The 19,735-nt window shown below is 68.0% G+C and carries 14 protein-coding genes and 2 pseudogenes; 10 read left to right on the forward strand and 6 right to left on the reverse strand.

Annotation, left to right across the window (positions count from 1 at the left end; genetic code table 11):
• From Q664_RS57320 to Q664_RS54480, 3 genes and pseudogenes are all read left to right on the forward strand, one after another.
• Positions 1-325: pseudogene (locus Q664_RS57320) on the forward strand (hypothetical protein); the annotation flags it as partial.
• Between the two features lie 48 nt (positions 326-373).
• Positions 374-769: a hypothetical protein gene (locus Q664_RS04585; RefSeq protein ID WP_043390209.1), complete on the forward strand. Its 396-nt coding sequence runs from the start codon at positions 374-376 to the stop codon at positions 767-769.
• A 482-nt stretch (positions 770-1,251) separates the two neighbouring features.
• Positions 1,252-1,371, forward strand: a pseudogene (locus Q664_RS54480) (cytochrome c-type biogenesis protein); the annotation flags it as partial.
• A gap of 212 nt (positions 1,372-1,583) precedes the next feature.
• On the opposite strand, the gene Q664_RS04590 reads toward Q664_RS54480, so the two are convergent.
• Entirely contained in the window at positions 1,584-2,387 is an 804-nt protein-coding gene (locus Q664_RS04590; protein ID WP_043390212.1) for an alpha/beta hydrolase, read from the reverse strand.
• A gap of 35 nt (positions 2,388-2,422) precedes the next feature.
• Between Q664_RS04590 and Q664_RS63170 the strand changes: the two genes are divergently transcribed.
• Both Q664_RS63170 and Q664_RS04595 read left to right on the forward strand, forming a co-directional pair.
• Positions 2,423-2,761: a DUF6891 domain-containing protein gene (locus Q664_RS63170; protein WP_481954993.1), complete on the forward strand. Its 339-nt coding sequence runs from the start codon at positions 2,423-2,425 to the stop codon at positions 2,759-2,761.
• A complete protein-coding gene (locus tag Q664_RS04595; RefSeq protein ID WP_052517669.1) occupies positions 2,758-3,966 on the forward strand; it encodes a hypothetical protein in 1,209 nt (402 codons plus the stop codon). Before Q664_RS63170 ends, Q664_RS04595 begins: the two co-directional genes overlap by 4 nt.
• A 266-nt stretch (positions 3,967-4,232) precedes the next feature.
• On the opposite strand, the gene Q664_RS04600 is transcribed toward Q664_RS04595, so the two are convergent.
• From Q664_RS04600 to Q664_RS04610, 3 genes are all read right to left on the reverse strand, one after another.
• Positions 4,233-4,871, reverse strand: coding sequence for a hypothetical protein (locus Q664_RS04600; protein ID WP_043390214.1), 639 nt, complete (start codon positions 4,869-4,871; stop codon positions 4,233-4,235).
• The gene (locus tag Q664_RS04605; RefSeq protein WP_043390216.1) at positions 4,868-8,695 is read right to left on the reverse strand and encodes a metallopeptidase domain-containing protein; all 3,828 of its coding nucleotides are present in this window, start codon (positions 8,693-8,695) and stop codon (positions 4,868-4,870) included. Before Q664_RS04605 ends, Q664_RS04600 begins: the two co-directional genes overlap by 4 nt.
• A 699-nt stretch (positions 8,696-9,394) precedes the next feature.
• Positions 9,395-10,195, reverse strand: a complete 801-nt coding sequence (locus Q664_RS04610) for an SDR family NAD(P)-dependent oxidoreductase (protein ID WP_043390218.1) — start codon at positions 10,193-10,195, stop codon at positions 9,395-9,397.
• 64 nt (positions 10,196-10,259) lie between these two features.
• Between Q664_RS04610 and Q664_RS04615 the strand changes: the two genes are divergently transcribed.
• The gene (locus tag Q664_RS04615) at positions 10,260-11,138 is read left to right on the forward strand and encodes a LysR family transcriptional regulator (RefSeq protein WP_043390221.1); all 879 of its coding nucleotides are present in this window, start codon (positions 10,260-10,262) and stop codon (positions 11,136-11,138) included.
• A gap of 75 nt (positions 11,139-11,213) precedes the next feature.
• Here Q664_RS04615 and Q664_RS04620 read toward each other — a convergent pair whose 3' ends face one another.
• Positions 11,214-11,786, reverse strand: coding sequence for a dihydrofolate reductase family protein (locus tag Q664_RS04620; RefSeq protein WP_043390222.1), 573 nt, complete (start codon positions 11,784-11,786; stop codon positions 11,214-11,216).
• Positions 11,787-12,627: 841 nt separating this feature from the next.
• On the opposite strand from Q664_RS04620, the gene Q664_RS04625 reads away from it, so the two are divergent.
• Positions 12,628-13,959 (forward strand): S41 family peptidase, encoded by a 1,332-nt coding sequence (locus tag Q664_RS04625; RefSeq protein ID WP_052517670.1) that lies wholly within the window; start codon positions 12,628-12,630, stop codon positions 13,957-13,959.
• A gap of 80 nt (positions 13,960-14,039) precedes the next feature.
• Here Q664_RS04625 and Q664_RS04630 read toward each other — a convergent pair whose 3' ends face one another.
• Positions 14,040-14,306 carry a hypothetical protein gene (locus Q664_RS04630; RefSeq protein ID WP_152621913.1) on the reverse strand — a complete coding sequence of 89 codons (267 nt, stop codon included), beginning with the start codon at positions 14,304-14,306 and terminating at the stop codon, positions 14,040-14,042.
• Between the two features lie 724 nt (positions 14,307-15,030).
• Between Q664_RS04630 and Q664_RS04640 the strand changes: the two genes are divergently transcribed.
• From Q664_RS04640 to Q664_RS04650, 3 genes are all read left to right on the forward strand, one after another.
• The gene (locus tag Q664_RS04640; RefSeq protein WP_043390228.1) at positions 15,031-18,618 is read left to right on the forward strand and encodes an ATP-binding protein; all 3,588 of its coding nucleotides are present in this window, start codon (positions 15,031-15,033) and stop codon (positions 18,616-18,618) included.
• 123 nt (positions 18,619-18,741) lie between these two features.
• Positions 18,742-19,023: a hypothetical protein gene (locus Q664_RS04645; RefSeq protein WP_152621914.1), complete on the forward strand. Its 282-nt coding sequence runs from the start codon at positions 18,742-18,744 to the stop codon at positions 19,021-19,023.
• Positions 19,024-19,044: 21 nt separating this feature from the next.
• Complete coding sequence (locus Q664_RS04650) at positions 19,045-19,707, forward strand: hypothetical protein (protein WP_043390233.1); 663 nt, start codon at positions 19,045-19,047, stop codon at positions 19,705-19,707.
• The last annotated feature ends 28 nt before the right edge of the window (positions 19,708-19,735 follow it).

Genomic DNA, 19,735 nt, shown 5'->3' on the forward strand with positions numbered 1-19,735 from the left:
CTGCAACGAGCTACAAAAGCAGTGCTACGCCAAGTGCATGAGGCGCAAACCTGAGATCCCATCCATACCGAAGCACTCTGGCAAGCACAAGGAACATTGCACTACAAAATGCCTCAATGAGTTTATGGATTGCGTCAAGAAAATGGAGGAACTGGAGAGACAGGAGTCACAGAGCAAGAAGCTTCAATTCCAAAACATCAACGAAGCGCTCGAATGGCTCAAAGAACACACACCCAAGGCGCTGCCCGGAACCCATGTAGTCGTGGCCGGAGTAGGATTTGTTATTGCGATAGTCGGCGGCGCACTCTTTCTTGTTCCCATCTAAGCCGAACGTATCATAATAAAACAGAACCCCGAAAGGTTCGGCGCTACCATGCCCTACATTCCAGACTTCGACACAGACGCAATCCTCAGCGCTCTTAACGCCATCAGCCAGAAGCATCCGGAGGGCTCCCCGGAGAGGGACGTCATCGAACTCGCGCAGATCGCGTTGGTCTACCCTCGCCACATCCGGAAAGAGGATGACTTCCGCAGGTTCTACAAAGAATTCTTTGATCCCTCATTCAAGCTCAAGGTCTCCCATGAGTTTGCAACGCGGGAAGATGCAGATAAATGGCTTGCCAGCGGAAACGCGGAGGACGCCGAGCGCGTCAGAATCGCCGGTAAGGGGTTCATGGTCGTTCAATTGCCAGGGAGGCTAACGTTTATGAGCGCACCTCTTGAAGACGAAGAGGTGGAGGAAGACGAATCGGAGGAGGATTCCGAGTAGGCTCAAAAGGGCGAAAGGTGTCAAAGAAGTTGAGCGACACGACCCGGCACGGCACGCGGCACGACACGCGGCAGGAAGGCGAAGAGAGGAAATCAGGCCGAGAAATCTCCTCACCTCTACCGAGCCGCCGCCTCTCGGAAGGCCTGAGAAGGTGTCAAAGAACTCGTAAGCCGGAGTTCCTACGAGTCGTCTGAGTGATGCCTGGAGGCTGCCCATGGATCCATCGGGTGAAAGTCCCGAAGCGGTAGACGGTCGAGACCGCATAGCTCGGATGGCCCCGACAGGGGAGAGCCCTGCGGTGAAGTCCACCCCTGCGCTGCCCCTGCTGGCAGGACGGCCGGGGCCGACGTGTGCCTCAAGGCGGCCTCACCCTGCGTGCACTGGCATGGCTCACTTCTCTTGGGCTCCCGTCAGCTGCCATCCCCCGCCTCTCTGCCCCAACCCCCTGCCCTCAACCCTGCCCCTCTTCCTCTTATGCGCCCGAGGGGAAGTCGGACCAGGAGGTCCGTGACTACTTCGTGGCCCGCTACGGCGAGTGGGTGCTGCTCCAGCCCAAGGCCGAGGGCGTGAACCTGCTCGTGTGGCTCGGCCCGGTGGCCCTCTGAGCCACGAGCTGATCCGGCGGAAGATGTACGAGGAGGCGGATCGCGTCACGAACCGGGCGCTGGCGGTGGAGCCGTTCAGCGTGGAGCTTCGGGTGCACCTGGGCGTGCTGAAGGCGGTGCGCGGGGACGAGGCGGGCGCTTAGCCGGAGCTGCTCGAGCGCTTGTAGTCGCTGGCGGCGAAGGAGCAGCCGCCAGTGGCGTGACGCGCATCAGGCCGTGGGGTTGAGCGCCCAGGACAGCGCGTAGTCGGCGACCTCCTCCCAGCCGTCCTGCCCGACGGTGAAGTGGCAGCGGCCAGCGTACTCCTTGTAGGCCACGATGCCGGTGTTGTAGTGCCGCGCGTTCGACTTGTTCACCGCCGCCGGCATGATGTTGTCCTCGGCGCCAGCGATGAAGAGCAGCGGCGCACGGTCCTCCTTGTCGAAGTCCACCTTCGTGGGCGCGTGCGGGTTGAAGTTGGCGAGCGCCCCATCGAACACGAAGCGGCCCGGCGCGGGCACGTGATAGCGCTCGTACGCGGCCCGGGACTTCTCCTCGGTGAGCGTGTTGGTGAAGGCGTAGTGGAACTGCTCGTGGGTGAAGGGCACCGCGCGGTGGCGGTTCGCCGGATTGCCGAGCACGGGGAACGTCGCCTTGATGGTGGTGAGGGGCAGGCGCAGCACGCCCTTCGTCGGCACGGAGTCGATGGCCACGCCCGCCGCGCCCAGCCCGCGGTCCAGCATCATCTGTGTCAGCGCGCCGCCGAACGAGTGGCCCATGATGATGGGCGGGCTCTCCAGGCCGCGGATGAACGTCTCATAGTAGTGGGCGACGTGCTCGATGGTGAGTTTCTCGATGGGCGACGGGTCCTTCCGCAGCGCTTCGACTTCGACCTCCAGCCCCGGATACGCGGGCGCGAGCACCTTGAAGCCGCGGCTCTTGAAACGCTCGCTCCAGTGCTCCCAGCTGCGGGGCGTCATCCAGAGTCCATGAATCAAGACAATCGTATCGGGCGTCGTGCGAGTCTGGGTCATCGAGCATTCCGGGGTGAAGAGGAGACCGGGTAACACTGCACCCGCCTCCACCCCAAGCACCTCCCCCGGTAGAGGGAGCCCGCCGCCCCCCCCCGCTCTCGCGGGCGTTCGAGGAGCTGTACGACCAGGGCATCGCCGCGGCGCGGAACGTAGGAGGCTCCCTCTCGGAGGCCTGGACGCGCGTGCTCGACGCAGTGCGGGGCGACTGCGTTCCGGCGCGAGGCGCCACCTTCTTCCTCGAGCAGGATGTCGCGCAGGGGTCCTTGGGGCGGGGCTCCTGCTCTCCTCCGGAGCGCGCTCGGACGAGGGGACGCGGGATTCGGAGTCTGACGTCTACCCATGGCGGGGAAGGCGTTACTCCCTCTCTCGGGTGAGTGGTTCCATCACCCCTCCGGGGGCCGAGGCGGCGGGCAACCAGCCGCACAACCGCGCGGACCTGACGGCCTTGCGCCAGACGCACCGGGACAGCGGCTGGGAAGCGAAGTTCGACGCCGACAACGACGACAGCTACATCCCGAAGCAGCCCCCCAAGCGCTGGCTCGTGGAGATGAAGAAGGACGAGAACACCTACGGCTCCCAGACCTTCGTCGAGGGCACGCCCAACGCCACGATCAGCACCATTCGCCGCCGGGAGGGCAACACGGTGAGCGAGACCTATAGCGGGAAGACCTTCTCGCCCGACGGCAAGGACCTGGTCGACGTGAGCGGCCAGTCCACCAGCAGGTACGGCGCGGATGGCAAGCTCGACCAGTTGGACATCACCCGCAAGGACCGGGACGGCTCGAGCCAGGAGCACCACTATACCCGGACCACGGAGACCACGGCGGACGGCATCCGGCACACGGAGAAGACCGACAGCAGGTTCTGGGACAAGGACAACAACCCCACCTCCGCGCGGCAGGAGCACGTCTCGCTGCAGACCCCTCAGGGCGAGAAGGACATCAGCCTCCGGAGCGAGGTGACCGGACCGGCCGGTACGGTCGTCCACGAGGTGAACGAGAACGGCGATCGGCTCACGTTCCAGAACGCCCAGGGCGAGGTGCGCGACATCACCGACCCCGGTCAGTTCCAGAGCGAGGACGAGAAGAATCTGGCGCTGACGGCCGCGACCACCTCGAAGGCCATGTCCGAGGGCGGCGTGGTCGGTTCAGCGCTGGCCGACAAGTTCACCCGGGCCGAGAGCGCGCTCGGTGCGGGCAAGATCGACGACTCCCTCAACAACGCCAAGAAAGCCACCAAGACATTCGAGGGGCTCGTGGGCGCCACGGGTATCGTGGGCGCGGGTATCTCGCTCAAGGAGGCCATCCAGGACAAGGACAGGGCTGCTCAGGCCCTGGCGGGCTTCCAGCTCACGGGCTCTTCCATGGAGTTCACCGCGGCGGCGAACGCGGCGCACAACTCGCTCCGCGGACTCAAAGGGGTCCGTGGACATCGTGGCGGGCGCTGGCGCCTTCGGGGCGGCCGTCCTGGGCGCGCCCGTCATCGGGGCGGCCATCGGCTTCGGAGGCTTCCTCGCCAAGAGCTTCATCGATTTCGCCTTCGACGATCAGCACCAGATCAGCGAGCTGACGATCGATGAGCAGCTGCGCACACCAGAAGAGATCGCGGCGGACGAGCAGAAGCAGCAAGAGCAGAACGAAGAGAATTGGGAGGCGTCCATGCAGAACCCGTGGTGAATGATGATGAGGCAGGTGCCGAGCGACTCGTCATCAACATCGACCCGGCCTGCCATGACCTGCGTCCCCCACCCCCCTGTGTCACCCCGCCCTTTGACGCCCCGCGGCGTCCCATGCAAATGGCCCCCCGAAGAGGCCCTGCCCCGGGGAAACCCAGGGCCCCCGCGGGTCATCCAATCACTGGCACGGTGTGGTGCGGGCACTGGAACACGTCCGAGCGCGAGGAAGCCAACAGGTCGGTGCGATCGAACCAGGCCTGGATGCGCAGCTCCACCCCCGGCGGGCCGTTGAAATCTTCGCGCGTGATGCTGAACGCGCCGCCCGGCTGGACTGGGGCCGTTACCCACTGCCGCAGGTTGCCGGTGGGGTGGTCGTGCTCGAGCCGCACCCGCACGCTGAGCGGAAGCTGCGCGTTGAGGTCCACCGCCTGGTCGGTGTCGAGGCTCAGCACGCCGTACACGAGCAGCCGCGTCTCGTGCCACTGCGCTTTCAGGATACGGATCCGGGTCCGCACCCGCGGGCGGATGAAGTAGAAGCAGCTGCCCCAGCGCTCGTCCGCGTCTTCGGCGATGCGCCACGCCGTCAGGCGGAAACCCTGATCGTTGGTGCACCCCGGCCGGATGATGTCGTTGTCCAGGGTCAACCGGCAGGTGAAGATGGCTGTCTCGCCGGGCGGGATGTCGGCCTGGGCGGGCGTGACCTCCAGCGTCGCGCCCCACGGCAGACCCTCCGGGACCAGGTAGGCCCGCTCGACGACCTGGGCGTCGCTGTGGACCTGGAATGGGAATTCAATCAGGTCGTAGCTCATGTCGTCGCCTCGAATTCGAACACGTTCTTCTGAGCGTTGTTGTTCTGGAGCAGCACGTCATCGGACGCCAGCGCCAGCGTGTCGCCCGTCGTGGGGTCGACTCCAGCCGGGATGGTCCAATCGATGATCTCCGCGCGGAGGCACTGATGCGCGTTGGTGGCCGGATCCACGTTCCAGGTGAACGGGGCCGTTTCCCACGTGCCGCCGTTGATCTGCGGGAGCGTCATCGTGTCGCGCTGCACCCACCGGCCGTCGTCTCCCGCGCCCGGCGGGTCGCAGATGAACCAGCGCACCTTGACATCCTCGGCGTGGACGGCGCCCGCGTTGTGCGGCCGCACCACCAGGAAATGCGGCTCGACGCCGCTGCTCGGAAACCGCACCGTCTCGCCCTGGTCGGTCGGCGTGCCCTCGGGATAGATCCGCGCCACGGTGGGGTCCGGGTTGTCAGCGGGCCAGTCCACCCAGATGTCGGGACTGCGCCAGGACGGGACATTGTCCTGGAAGAAGAGATCGATGAACTCGGCCGGTTCGCGCACGACCCTCACGCGGGCGATGGGGATCGTCCCGCCGCGGATCGTCCGCAGGTCCACCAGCTCGACCCTGGTGCCCTTGACGGGGAACTCGGGTGACGCGGCGAAGTCGAAGGTGTCGCCAACCGCCGTCAGCTCCCGCCCTTCATTGAGCAGGTGGACGCTGCGGCGGTACAGCCCGTTGACCGCCCAACGGCGGTCCGTCCCCGGTTGGAGCACGTTGGTGACGATCACGGCCGGGGTCGGCGGCAGCAGCTGGGAGTAGGACACGCCGGGCGCGCGCAGCTCGATCAGGTCGACCACGCCCCCGTCGCTGCCCAGATGGACCTTCATCATCTGGCCGATCGGCAACCCCGCGCCCACCTCGGCTTCGATGTCGGCACGCATGGCGTTGTCCCAGTACTCCACCGGGCAAAGCCAGGCCTCGGTCTCGGTCACCCCCGCCGGGTCCGGCATCGGCACGTTCACCACCCGGTTGAGGCTCGGGTTGCCGGGGTCTTCCACGATCCAGTTGACCGCCCATTTGGACCAGGCGCAGAAGTGGTTGAAGCGGAAATTCCCGCCGGCCATCTGGCACCAGCGGTCGATGTATTCGACGTCGTCGCGGAAGCCGCTGGCGGAATACAGATCGGGCAGGCCCAGCCCGTGGCCGATTTCGTGGCTCATCACCGCCGGATCGAACTGGTTGAAGCGCTGGCCGATCAGCAAATCAGTGCCCATGGTGACCGGCGGGTCGTCCGGGTCCGGGTTGTTCAGGTCGGTCGCCTGGTGGTAGCGAACGAACATGCGCAGCCGAGCGAAGTCGACCGCGTTGGTGCAGTTCCAGCGGTCGGCCGCGGGGACGGACGCCGGGCACGCGCCGACGAAGCCGATCATCATCGCGTCGAAGTCGGCGAACTGAGCGCGCACGGCCTCGGCGTCCCAGGGGCCCGTCGCCCGGAGGTGCTCCATCGCGGCGGTGAAAACGTCGTTCGCCAGGTCCGGGTGATAGCGCATCGTGTTCTGGTTGTTGACGTTGCTGTCGCTCCCCGCGACTGGCGCGGCCTCTGGCCACCCGCTCCCCTCGAGCTCGCTGGTCGAAACCAGGGTGATCCGCGCGCCGTTGCCGCCCTTGTCCGGTGCGAGGTTGATGCGCACGCGCACCTCCTGCGCGGCCGCGTCTTCCTCGGTCTCGACGACCGTGTCGAGATGAGGGTCGTTCAGGCCTGCGCCCTCGCCGGCGTCGCGCCGTGCGGCGTGCAGGCACTCGGCGAAGTAGCTGGCGATCTGGAGTGGGCTGCCCAACACCCCCGGGCGCGAGCCCGCGCCATCGAGCCCGGTCGCGACCAGCGCGGCCGGCGCCGGGCCCGGCAGGGTCAGCGTGACGCGCCCCTTCTGGGTTGCGCCGCCGGCCGCGGCCACCCGGATCTGGCCCTGGAGCCGGCCGAACTGCGTATCGTCGTCCGAGGTGCGGATGCGCCGGAACACGACGTCCTGAATCACGACCGGAGTCCCGGCCGCGGACTCGGCCGCCCGGATGGCGTTCGTGACGTGCTGACCGAGCGCGTCGAGGAAGGCGGCCTCGTCGTCGCCCTGCGCGTGGTTGAGCGCCAGCGCCCCAAAGGCGAGGTTCAGGACCCGGGTGGAGCCCGTTTCATCCTCGACGTCGAGCCGCAGCGTTTCCGTCCCGGCGAAGTTCACCACCACGGGATAGGCGTTGTGCGTGTGCGTCGTCCACAGCGCGGCGAACGGGATGGCGTAATCCTTTCCGACGCCGAGCGCCGGCTCGGAGTGCAGCGTCATCGCCTCGGTCCCATCGAACACGGGCGGGTCGGCCCAATCGGCCGGCATGACCGTCTCGATGCCGCCCGGGGAGTAGTCGTCGTAGAAGTACGAGGCAAAGGAGCGCGGCAGCACCAGCGGCGGGCGCGGCGCGCCGAGGTGCACGCCGAACACGGTGAACTCCGCTTCGAGCGTCTGGAAGCTGTTCTCGCGGTAGTAGTCGTAGGCGATGTCGTAGACGTTGGTCTCGAGCAGCGCCTGCATCCTGGCCTGGTCGGGGTCTGTAAAGGCCTGGCCGGGTTCGGTGACGGTGAAGACGCACACGCGCAGGTGCGGGTTCGGCGAGGCGGGGCGGGACTTCCGCCCGTGGAACGTCACCGGGCGGGCCAGCGCCGGATCAACCGGCCTGCGCCCGGGGTCCGTCGCGGGCACGCCGCGGAGGGCGGGGACGTATTCGTCGAGCGACCAGGCTTCCAGCGTGTTCGTCCCCCGCTGCATCACGAGCATGCGGTCGGAGCCCACCGGGCTGGTGGCGACCAGCGACCCGCGCGGGCCCAGGTAGCGCTCGAAGGCCACGTTGAGGTTGTGGTCGAGCACGGCCATGCGCTCGCCGCCTTTGGCCAGCGCGACGAGATACCGGCCGGAGCGCCGGAGCTGTGCCACCGTCCAGCCGAGCGTGGCGCGCTGCCGCTCCTGGCAGGGCTCGTCGTCAGGAATCGGCCCATCCGGGGGGGCCCCATCCCCAGGGGTCCCCGGGCCGTCGGGCGGGCGGGGCTCGCGGCATTCACAGCCACAGGCGCGCAGCAGGTGCCTCAGCCGCCGGCACACCTCGGCCGCGGTAGGAACGCGGCCGCCGGTGGCCGGTGTGGCGCGCACCTGGAGCAGCTCGCCCCCCTTGCGGGCGATGACAAGCCACTGGTCGCTCAGCGCGGCCACGGCGGTCGCCCGCACCTCGGCGTCGACCTGCGCCACCTCGAGGGTCGCGCTGTCCTGGCCGGTTGGGAACCCCAGCACGTGCGCGCCATGCCGTGCATCCACCGCGACCAGCAGGTCGCTCCGCTGCGGCTCCAGCGCGGAGACGCTCGTCAGGTTCGCCAGCGGCAGTTCTGCCCGCCGGGTCGCCCCACCCGCCTCCGCGCTGACCGCCACCAGGACCGGCCCGGCTCCACGCGCACGGTCGACCACCGCCAGCGTACTCCGCCGCGTGCAGACGAGGTAACGCAGCTCGCCGCCCAGGTCCTTCAGCAGGACGCGGCTGCGTGGCTTCACATGGGAGTCCCTCCCCAGGGGTTCGGGCAGCTCGAGCTCGACCAGCGACCGATCCGCCAGCGCGGCGACAAGGGCCAGCCTCCGCTCACCGGGCCGGCTCGCCAGCCCGAGCACCGGCGACTCCGTCTTGATCTCCGCGACCGGCCGGGCAACGCCGCCATCCGCGGGCAGGTCATCGAAGCGGTAGAACAGAATGCGGCGGTCGTGAGCGATCGCCCCGTAGCGGTCTCCGCCTGAAAGAACCAGGTGCTCGGGCGTCCGCACTCGCGGTCGTTTTTCGGGCTGACCCGCCGGTGGCTCCCTGCCGCGGGGCGGTTGGTCGCCCACGTCTACAAGGCACGTGCGGAACCCAGGTGAACGACTGATGCCCCGAGATGAGGGGTGTGTAGCCTTGGCCATGGCCTGCTCCTGTTTTGATGGAGAGGCCTCGCCACGTTTGTGAGAATCGAGAACCCGGCGCGAGGTTTCGACCGCTGAGATGACCGGGGCTCAGACAAGCAACCCACCAGGTGACCGCGGTACGCCCAGCCCCGGATGCCTGCCTGCTTCGCCTCGGCGAGGCGAGCCTCCAGGGCGCCCCCGGCGAGGAGGGAAGTGATGGCGGGCCCGCACACCAGCACCTCCACCTCGCGCGCGGGAAAGCCGCGCCCGGCAAGCGCCTGCTGGCCAGTGGACAGCGCGGCCTTGAGCTGCGGCGGCGGCTGCACGAGGAAGAGTACCCGCTCCGGGGTGCCCGCGGCGCGCCTGAGCGGGGCTCCGGGAGAAGTCGGCTGCGCCGCGAGCGCCGGCAGAGCCAGGGCCAGGCCGAGCACCCCCACCCCACCCGCCAGGGGAAGCCGAAGTCGTGGGCGCGCGGCCAGCCAGGTGTCGACGCTGAAAGCTCCCGCCTATAGACTCCTCCAGCCGGTGCTGTCCTTCTCCCAGAAGGGCGCCCTCGTGGGGCTGGGCGGCATCTTCTGAGCCTCACCGCGCGGCGGAGGTGGGGAGCGCCGGGCGCTTGGGCGCGCTCACCCGCGCGAGCAGCTTCACGGCGAAGGCCCGCGAGAAGAACCGCAAGCAGAAGGCGGCCACGGCGTTCATGACGCCGTGAATGGCCGAGGGCCGGTTCTTCTGGAAGGCGTCGAGCCCGAGCCGCACCACGTCCTCCGGGCGCGCCCGCGGCACGCCGGCCCCCGCGCCTTCCCCCGCGCGCGCGAAGAAGGGCGTGTCCGTCGCGCCCGGAGACAGCGCCACCACCCGCACGCCACGGTCCTTGTACTCGCCCCAGAGCGCCTCGCTGAAAGAGAGCACGAAGGCCTTGGTCGCGCCGTACACCGCCATGTAGGGCGTGGGCTGGTAGGCCGCCGCGGACGCCACCTGGAGGACGCCGCCCTGGCGCCGCTCGAGCATCGGGAGGAACAGGTAGGTGAGCTCCATGAGCGCCCCGGCGTTGAGGTCGATCTGCCCGCGCTGGGTCTCCAGGGGCGTGTCCAGGAAGGGGCCGTGCATGCCGAAGCCCGCGTTGTTGATGAGCACGTCGACCTCGAGCCCCCGCCGCACCACCTCGTCGAACACGCGCCGCGCGGCGCCGGGCTGGGTGAGATCCTCCACGACGACCTGGGCGTCGCGGAGCTGGCCGGCGAGGGCCTCGAGCTTGGGCTGACCGCGCGCCACGAGCACGAGCCGGGCCCCCCGCGCATCCAGCTCGCGGGCGAAGGCCTCGCCGATGCCCATGGAGCCGCCCGTCACCACCACCGTCTTTCCCTTGAAGTCGAAGTCGTCCATGCGTCCAACATACGCGCCGGGCATTTTCCGGGAACGGGCATGTCTGGTAATCAGGTTTCCATTCATGGAAAACCCAAGCGCCCCCATCTGGGATGACCTGCGCGTGCTGCTCGCGCTGCACCGCCACGGAAGCCTGCTCGCCGCGGGGCGCGCGCTCGGGGTGTCCACCTCGACGGCGGCCCGGCGCATCGAGGCCCTGGAGAGGGCCCTGGGCCGGCAGCTGGTGCATCGCTCGAGCGCGGGCACGTCCGTGGAGCCGGAGGCGCTGGAGCTCATCCGCCTCGCCGAGCAACTGGAACTGGGCCTGCACGCGGTGCGGAGGGACGAGGGCGACGAGGCGATGGCGGGCACGGTGCGCCTGTCCCTGTCCGATGGCTTCCTCCGGCCGGTGACGCGGGTGCTCGCCACGCTGCGGCGGCTGCACCCGGCGCTGCACTTCGAGCTGAGCGCCGAGACGCGCCTGGTGGACCTCGCGCGGCGCGAGGCGGACATCGGCATCCGCAACAGCCGCTCCACGTCTCCGGTGCTCATCCAGAAGCACCTCGGGGCGGTGCGCCTGGGGCTCTACGCGGCGCCGTCGTACATCGAGCGGCGCCTGCGCGATGGGCGGCTGCGGCGCGAGGACATGGCCCGGCACGACTTCCTGGGCTTCGACGTCGACCTGGACAAGCTGCCGCAGGCCCAGTGGCTGGCGGCGCAGGGGGCGAAGCGGTTCGTGTTCCGGAGCAACTCCTACTTCGCGCTGCTGGAGGCGGCCGAGCAGGGGCAGGGCATCCTGGTGCTGAGCGCGGCCTTGTCCTCGCCGCTGGTGCGGCTGGAGACGGACGTCGAGCTGCCGGAGGTGTCGGTGTACCTCGCGTTCCACCGCGAGCTGCGCCAGGTCAAGCGCGTGCGGGTGGTTGTCGATGCGCTCGAGGCCGCCATCCGCGCCGCGATGGCGTGAGGGGACGTTACGTGGTGTCCTCCTGGGCCCGCTGGTCCTGGATGGCGCGCAGCAGGGCCTCGTCGGAGAGGGACTTCAAGCTTGTGCTGGGGTCAGCGCGCGCCGGTAGTGCATGGCGACCGCGCCGCAGCGGAGCGGCTTCGCCGAGACCAGCTCGAGCCGTCGTGTGCTGGGCAGCCCGCTCTGGTACAGGGTCGGGCCGTGGCCGGCGATCCTGGGGTGGACGAGGAACTTGTACTCGTCGATCAGATCCAGTCGGTCCAGCTCGGTCGCGAGCTTGCCGCTACCGAGGAGCACGCCGGACGGGGTTGCATCCTTGAGCTTCTGCACAGCCGTGCGTAAGTCGCCGGCGATGTGGTGGCTATTGGTCCACGGGAAGTCCTTTCGCGTCGACGACACCACGTACTTTGGCTTGTCCTCCAGCTTGCTCGCCCACTCGCGCATCGCTGGCGGCGCCGACTCATCGCCCCGGGCGACCGCCGGCCAATAGCTCTCCATCATCTCGTAGGTGACGCGGCCCCACAGCATGGCCCCGCTCTCGTCCATGAGGCGGGTGAAGAAGGCGTGTGTCTCGTCGTCGGCGATTCCCTCCTGGTGGTCGACGCAGCCGTCCAGGGTGACGTTGATGATGAAGGTCAAGAGTCCCATGCGGCCAGTCTAAGCACACAGCGGGCTGAATCACGGCTCGATTGATGCGAGTACGTCTCGCCCTTCGGGCAGCGGCCCTCCAAAGCGCAGGTGTCGTCGCGCACCTGGTCCAAAGCGAACCTCGCGACGTCTGCTCGCGATATGGCTCCGCCATGGAAGCTGGATAGATCCGTGAGCGCGCGGATCGTCTCGCGGCTGGGCTTTCGAGCTTCATCGCGCTCACGAGCGCCCGCGTCGCGGTCGAGAGAAGCGTCACCTCGCGGAACGGGCTCGCCGGTGTGCCGAGCGTAGCGGTTGCGCGCGTACGCAATGGCCTTGCCCAGGGGAGTCTTGGGGGGGCACGTGAGGGGCCCACTCCTCCAGCAGGCCGAAGAGCTCCTCGTAGACGGGGCGGCTGTGCGAAAGGCGCGGGGTCAGGCGCGCCTCGAGGGGACAGCCCCTCCTGCTGAGCCTGCCGCTCCACGGCGTACAGCTTCTGCACGAGCGTGAGCACCGTGCCGCCGCGAGCGTCGCCGGCCACGTAGGCGAGCTCGAAGCCACGCCGCGCGTGCATCCAGCAGCCCACCTCAATGCGAGGGAACCGGAACTTGTCGAGCTTCAGCTCGTCCCCGCCCTCCTTGCGCGGCGACAGCACCGCGTCGTAACGCAGCACCGCGCGCTTGCCCTTCTTGGAGGAGGCGCTCGGGGATAGGCCCCCTTCCGTTCGCCGTTCTCAGGTCATGACCAAACCATGACGAAGAAGTGGAGGCTTCCTATAGGACCATGCGGATGCCCCATATCCCAAGGAGCTCCAATGACGGCAGCAAGCGGTCGGAACCGACGTGAACGCGTAGCTGGCAGCGTGGGCGCCCTGTTGTGCACTGCGCTCCTGCTGTTCTCTGGCACCTCCCAGGCGCAGCCAGGACGCGGCGCGGGTGAGACGCTGGACGCGGCGGCGCGCGCGAAGAGGGTGGCTCGCGTCTCGGCGGTGCTGAACGAGGCCTACGTCTTTCCGGACGTGGCCAAGAAGATGGAGGCGGCCATCCGCCAGAAGCTGAAGGCGGGCGCCTACGACAAGCTGACCCACTCGGCCGAGCTCGCTGACGCGCTGACCCGCGACCTCCAGGCGGTGAGCAAGGACAAGCACTTGAGCATCCGCTACGCACCCGCGATGCCTCCGGGCATGGACCCCAACGAGCCCAGGCAGGAGGCCGCCCACGAGCAGCGCCGCCGCGAGCTGGCCTCCATGAACTTCGGCTTCGCGAAGGTGGAGCGGCTCGCGGGGAACGTGGGCTACCTGGATCTGCGCAGCTTCGTCGGCGCGGAACTGGCGGGGGAGACCGCCATCTCCGCCATGAACTTCCTGGCCAACTCCGATGCGGTGCTCATCGACCTGCGCAAGAACGGCGGCGGCGAGCCGTCGATGATCCAGCTCATCACCAGCTACTTCTTCGACGAGCCCACGCACCTCAACAGCTTCTACATCCGCAAGGGGAACACCACCCACCAGTTCTGGACCTCCGCCCATGTGACCGGCAAGCGGATGACCAACGTCCCCGTCTACGTCCTCACCAGCCCGCACACCTTCTCGGCGGCCGAGGAGTTCTCCTACAACTTGAAGAACCTCAAGCGGGCGACCCTCGTCGGCGAGACGACCGGCGGTGGCGCCCATCCGGTCGAGCCCCACTTCCTCGCCGACGTGAAGCTGTTGGCGTTCGTTCCCTTCGGCCGGGCGGTGAACCCCATCACCGGCACCAACTGGGAAGGCACCGGCGTGGCGCCAGATATCCAGGTCCCGGCGGACAAGGCGCTCGAGACCGCCCACCTGAACGCGCTGAAGAAGCTGCAATCCAAGGCCACGGACGGCGAACAGAAGCAGCAATTCGCGTGGGCCATCCAGAAAGTGGAGGCGCTCGCCACGCCGGTGACACTGAGCCCCGAGTTGCTGAAGAGTTTCGCGGGGCGTTATGGGCGCGACACGCTGCTCTACGAGAACGGCTCGCTCTGGTACCAGTGGCGCCAGGATGGGCCGAAGATCCGGGCCGTCCCGATGACCGCGGACACGCTCATGCTCGACGATGGCATGGACATCCTCCGCTTGCGCATCGAGAAGGATGCCTCGGGCAAGGTGACCGGGCTGACCGAGTTGTCCGCGGACGGCCGCACCGAGCATTATCCGCGCAGCGGAAGCTGAGCGCGGCTCCACCGCCAGCGCGCGACGCACGAAAAAGGGCGGGGCGCCCGGTTGGACGCTCCGCCCCAGGAATCGCCAGGTTACCGCCGCGAGGCCAGCGAGTCCCCCTGCTCCACGAGCGGCTGGAGCGAGTTGTCGCGCGAGCCAGGACGGCCCAATCCCCGGCGCTCGGCGGGCAGCGACGCGGTGACGGAGCCCACGTAGAAGATGCCGTGGTCGCCGTCCTTGTTCGGCTTGTCGAAGCGGTGCACGAAGAAGCGGTCCCCGTTGTCCTTGCCGCGCGTGGGCCGCACGCCGCAGTCCAGCTTCTGCTTCGAGCCCTCCACCGCCGGTAGATGGGGTCCCACGTCAACGCCACTCGGCTACAAGCGACTGGTGTAGGACATGACTGGCGGCTTCGGCGGAAAAAGAAAGCCCCGGCTCGCCTGATGGCGGCCGGGGCCTTGCTACTTCCAGTGGAGGCGGCGGGAATCGAACCCGCGGCTGGAGGCTTCCGGTGAGAGCGCTCCAGCGCGGTCGAGAGCGGTTTCCGTAGGACTTCCGGCCGGTTACGCCGCCCCCTGCCCCACGCCGAGCTGTGTTGAGGACGCTCCAACGCGGGTCTGCTGTAGCAATGTAGCAAGGCACGTCGCGGCGGCCCTGGCTGCCCTGGAAGGAGGCAACCCGGTGCGGGCCGCGACCCTTCTGCGCCTTCTGCTCTCGTAGGCCCCGAACCCCACAAGCAGGCAGGGGCTCCACGGAGGACCGTGGGAGGCTAACGGTAGCGTGTGCCCTGGCGAGGTGTGGCCGGGGAGGGGCAGGTGGAGGAGCGCAGGTGGGCGTACCGGCGGAGGCAGCCGGAGGGGACGGTGCTGTACGAGGCGGTGAGAGACAACCTCGCCACACTGCTGGCGGAGGCGAGCAAGGTGGGGAGAGGCCTGCCCCGGTATGTGTGGCGGGACTTCGCCAGGTACCTGGAGTGCGGGGTGCTGGCGCACTGCTTCGCACAAAGCTGGGGCATCCCGACGACCCTGGGCCAAGCGTGTCCCCCCTCTTGGAATCCGCCCATAGAATAAAGTTAAACTCTCAGCAATGACGATTCAGGCGAGTTCGTTGAGAGCGCTGATTCCGGAGCGGATTGGACCGTACCGCATTCTGGGGGTGCTCGGTCGTGGAGGGATGGGGGTTGTCTACCGCAGCCAACATGTCGACACGGGCGAGCTGACCGCGGTCAAGACCGTGGCCACTGCGGGTGAAGGCACGGTGGCCAGCATCCGGCGTGAGATTCACGCGCTCCAGCAGCTCCGGCATCCCGGCGTGGTGAGAATCGTCGAGCAGGGAGTCCACGGAGGCCTGCCCTGGTACGCGATGGAGCTGCTCCAGGGCCGGACGCTGCGCCATCATCTCACGGAGTTCTGGAGGGAAGAGACCACGAGGGATGGAGCCACCGAGACCATCTCTGGCAGCGGCGTGCGTACGGCGACCTCCGCCACCCCCAACGGGCCCCTCCTTACTCCCTCCAGCCCCGGTATTGTCTCCAGCCCCGCCGTGCCCACGCGACGAACGACCCCGCGCGCCGTTTCCGCCAGTGCGCTCGCGCCGCTGCTGACGATGGTGCGGCGCCTCTGCACGACGCTGGCATACCTCCACGGCAAGGGCATCATCCACCGAGACCTCAAACCAGAGAACATCTTCATCCGCGCGGACGGAATGCCGAGCCTCGTGGACTTCGGCGTCTCCTCTCAGTTCGGCGGCGCCAAGGGGCGGGAGATCCTCGAGGTCGGTGGCTGGGTCATGGGCAGCATCTCGTACATGGCTCCCGAGCAACTGCGCGGCCAGCTCGTCGACGCTCGGGCCGATCTCTACGCGCTCGGCGCCATCCTCTATGAATGCGTGACGGGGCAGACGCCCTTCGCGGGCACCCGCTCCCATCACGTCCTGCAGCAGATCCTTTTCGAGAGCCCGCAGCCACCGTCGCAGCGCGTGGAGGGAGTGCCACCTCAACTGGAGGAGCTCATCCTCAAGCTGCTCGAGAAGAGCTCCCGCCAGCGGCTGGGGCACGCCGATGACGTGGCCCTCGCGCTCTCCGAACTCGGCGCCGAGGGCTGGAGCGCCGAGGCGCCCCAAGCGCAACCCTACCTCTACCGCCCGGCGTTCTCCGGTCGCACCGACATCATAGAGAAGCTCCGGGGCGCGCTGAGGCGTGCCGCCGGGAAGCAGGGCGGGTGCGTGTTTATCGGCGGGGAGAGCGGCGTCGGCAAGACACGCACCGCGATGGAGGCGGCCACCGAGGCCACGCGGCAGGGCTTCCAGGTGGTGACCGGCGAGTGCGTCGCGGTCGGCGTGGCCGACTCGAAGGGTGACGCCATCAAGGCCGGCCCGCTGCACCCCTTCCGGCCGATGCTGCTCGCCGTGGCGGATCGCTGTCAGCAGCAGGGCGCCGCGGAAACGGAGCGGCTGCTCGGGTTGAACGGCAAGCTGCTCGCCCCGTACGAGCCGAGCCTGGCGGAGCTGCCCGGGTTGTCGGCGCAGCCCGAGCCCGCTGCGCTCCCGGCGCAGGCAGCACGCAACCGTCTCTTCGAGACGCTGCGCGGTACGCTCTTCGCGTTCTCCGAGTCCAAGCCCGTCCTGCTCATCATCGACGACCTGCAGTGGGCAGACGAACTGTCACTGGGTTTCCTGCATTGGATGCTCGCCAACAGCATGGAGGGCAGCCGCCTGCTCATCATGGGCACGTACCGGCTTGAGGAAATGAGCGAGCCTCTGCGCGCCCTGGTGCGCTCCCCTAGCGCCCTGGGCGTGGAGCTCGGCCGGCTGGAGGCGTCCATCGTCCGCGCCATCGTGAGCGACATGCTCGCGCTGCGCACGCCGCCCCAGGTTCTCGTCGACTTCCTCGACCGGCAGTCGGGCGGTAACCCGTTCTTCATCGCCGAGTACCTGCGCGCGGCCATTGCCCGGGGCGTCCTCCACCGGACCCAGGTCGGCATGTGGCACTTCGCCCAGCAAGACGCGTCGGGCCCGCTCGAGCAGTCGCTGCCCCTGCCGCGCACGCTCGCCGAGCTCATCGAGGCGCGACTCCTCCTGCTCAGTCCCACGAGCCGGACCCTGGTGCAGCTCGCCTCCGTGCTCGGCCGCGAGTTCGACGGCAGCCTCCTGACGACGGCCGCCGTGGTGGGCGACACGGAGGAGATGGATGCCATCGAGGAGCTGCGCACACGGCAGATCCTCGAGGACGCGGGAGACGGACACTTCCGCTTCGTCCACGACAAGCTGCGCGAAATCGCTTACGAGAACATCGAGGCGTCACGGCGCCGCTCCCTGCACCACGCCGCGGCCGAGGCCATCGAGACGCGCTACACCCACTCGCCTTCCGCCGCGCGCTTCTACCCCAGCCTCGCGCACCACTGGTCCAAGGCGGAGATCCGGGACAAGGCGGTGCACTACCTCGTCCGCGCGGGAGAGCACGCCAAGCGAACGTTCGCCAACGAAGAGGCCATCGGGTTCTACCGCTCGGCCATCGGACTGCTCGATGAGCTCCTCCGCCTGAAGACAGCCCGCGAGGAAACGTGGCGCGACTCGTTGGGCGTGGTGCACGAAAACCTGGCCGACGTGCTCTCGCTGAGCGGCAGACAGGAGGACGCGCGACGCGCCTACGCGGATACGTTCGCGCTGCTGCCTCCCTCCGAACGGGTCCGGCGCGCCAACCTCCACCGCAAGATTGGCAAGACCTGGGAGACGCACCACAAGCACGAAGAGGCGCTCCGCGCCCACCAGGAGGCGGAGGCCGCGCTCGGCCCCGAGGTGGCCGGCGCGGACGAGGCTTGGTGGCGCGCGTGGGTGCAGATCCGACTGGATCAAATCTGGGTCTACTACTGGCTGGCGCGCGTCCCGGAGATGAGCAAGCTGGCGGAGAGCGTGAGGCCGGTCATCGAGGCGCATGGTACGCCGATGCAACGCGCCAAGTTCTTCCAGGCGCTGGTTTACACGAGCTTCCGGCGCGATCGCTACCAGGTGCCGGACGAGACCGTGCGCTATGCGCGGTCCGCACGAGACGCGGCCTCGGCCTCCGGAGATCTCGGCGAGCTCGCCCTGATGCAGTTCGGTCTCGCCGCCTCCCTGCTGTTCCACGAGAGCCTCGACGAGGCCGCTCACGAGATGAACGAGGCCGTCCGCTTGGCCAAGCGCGTGGGCGACGTCGCGCTCCTTTCGCGGGCGCTGACCTACCTCGCCATCGTGCACCGCAGGAGGCGCGGCCATGCGTCCGAGGTCCAACGGTGCGCGGAGGAGAGCCTGTCGGTCGCCCTGGCCGGGAACATGGTCGAGTACATCGGAACCGCGAGGGCCAATCAGGCCTGGCTCGCTTGGCTCCGGAAGGACCTGGCCGAGGTGGTGGAGAAGGGCCGCGCGGCGCAGGGCTTCTGGGGGCAGATCTCCCTCGTCTATCCCTTCCAATGGTCGGCGCTCTTCCCGCTGCTGGCCGTGGCGCTGCCGGCGGGCCGGCTCTCCGAGGCGGTGGAGCACGCACGCGCCCTGGTGAAGCCTACCCAGCAGCGGCTGCCAGCCTCGCTGGAGTTCGTCCTCCAGGAGAGCGTGGCCGAGTGGGAGCGCGGGCAGGAGGAAGCCGCCCGCGCTTCGCTCTCGCGTGCGGTAGCACTGGCGGAAGAATTTGGCTATCTATGACGCCGGGGCGCTCCGCAAGGGGCGCCTCGTCGAGCAACCATGGGAGGGGACCCTATGCAGTATGACGCGTTGGTAATCGGTACGCTCAAATCGAAGGATGTACGGCCTGAGTTCGCGCTCCGGATGCGCAGGCTCGCCGAGAACCTGGCCAGATATGGCTGGGGGCTTATCGGGACCCTCGAGGCCGTCAACTCGAGCCAGCCGATCAAGGAGGACCAGTTCGTCAATCACTGGCAGCTCCCCAGCGAGGATGCGCCCAAGCAGCTGCCCGGGTTGCTGGCGAAGGACCCCGAGCTCAGGGAGAGTTACGAGCAGGTCAAACAGCTCATCGCGAAGGAGGAGATCTCCACCCTCCTGCGTGCTGTTTCCTATCAGGTAATCGCCTACCCGAACCTCCTCAAGTAATCACAGGCTGGGAGACCCGATATGTCCAACACCACGCCCAAGAATCAGGACATCTACATCGTCGCCCCGACCAAAGCGGCGATGAAGGACATGCACGCGCAGGACATCATCATCGGTGCACTCGATGAAAAGGGCCATGGCCATGGCATCCTGTACCATGTGCATGTCAATGCCTGGTACAACGACGCCCACAAGATCAAGGACTACAACAAGCTTCCCACCGCGCTGAAGGAGGGCGTCAAAAACGACGCCGTCCTGGCGTACCTCCGGCTGGAGGGACAGCCCTCCTCGAAGCAGAACAGCCTCGACACGTCGCCCGAGGCCCCCGGTGGGGTCCAGGATCCCGAGCCCAGGACGGGCTACTACCTGGCCAACTTCTCGATGGTGAACAACGACGACCTGCCCATCGGCTCGCCTCCGGACGAATACCCGGAGCCCCCGGGCGGCATGTATCGCCTGAGCCAGGAGGACTGGAGAAAGAATCGCCTGCGCGCTGGCGACTCCACCTTCGTCCTGCAGATGCTCCAGCGAGGCACCACGTTCGCCTACATCCCGCCGGCGTCGAGGACGACGGACTGCGTGTGCTACGTGCTCAACCTCGCCAGCATCAACAGGAGCCGGATCTTCGAGCCGACGCCCGAAGGCCAGTCCTGCGAGATTCCCTCCTATCCCAAGCCCAAGTGAGCGCCTTCGCGTCGCACGGCGTTCCTCC

The sequence above is a fragment of the Archangium violaceum Cb vi76 genome, assembly GCF_000733295.1.
GTDB classification, from domain to species: Bacteria; Myxococcota; Myxococcia; order Myxococcales; family Myxococcaceae; genus Archangium; species Archangium violaceum.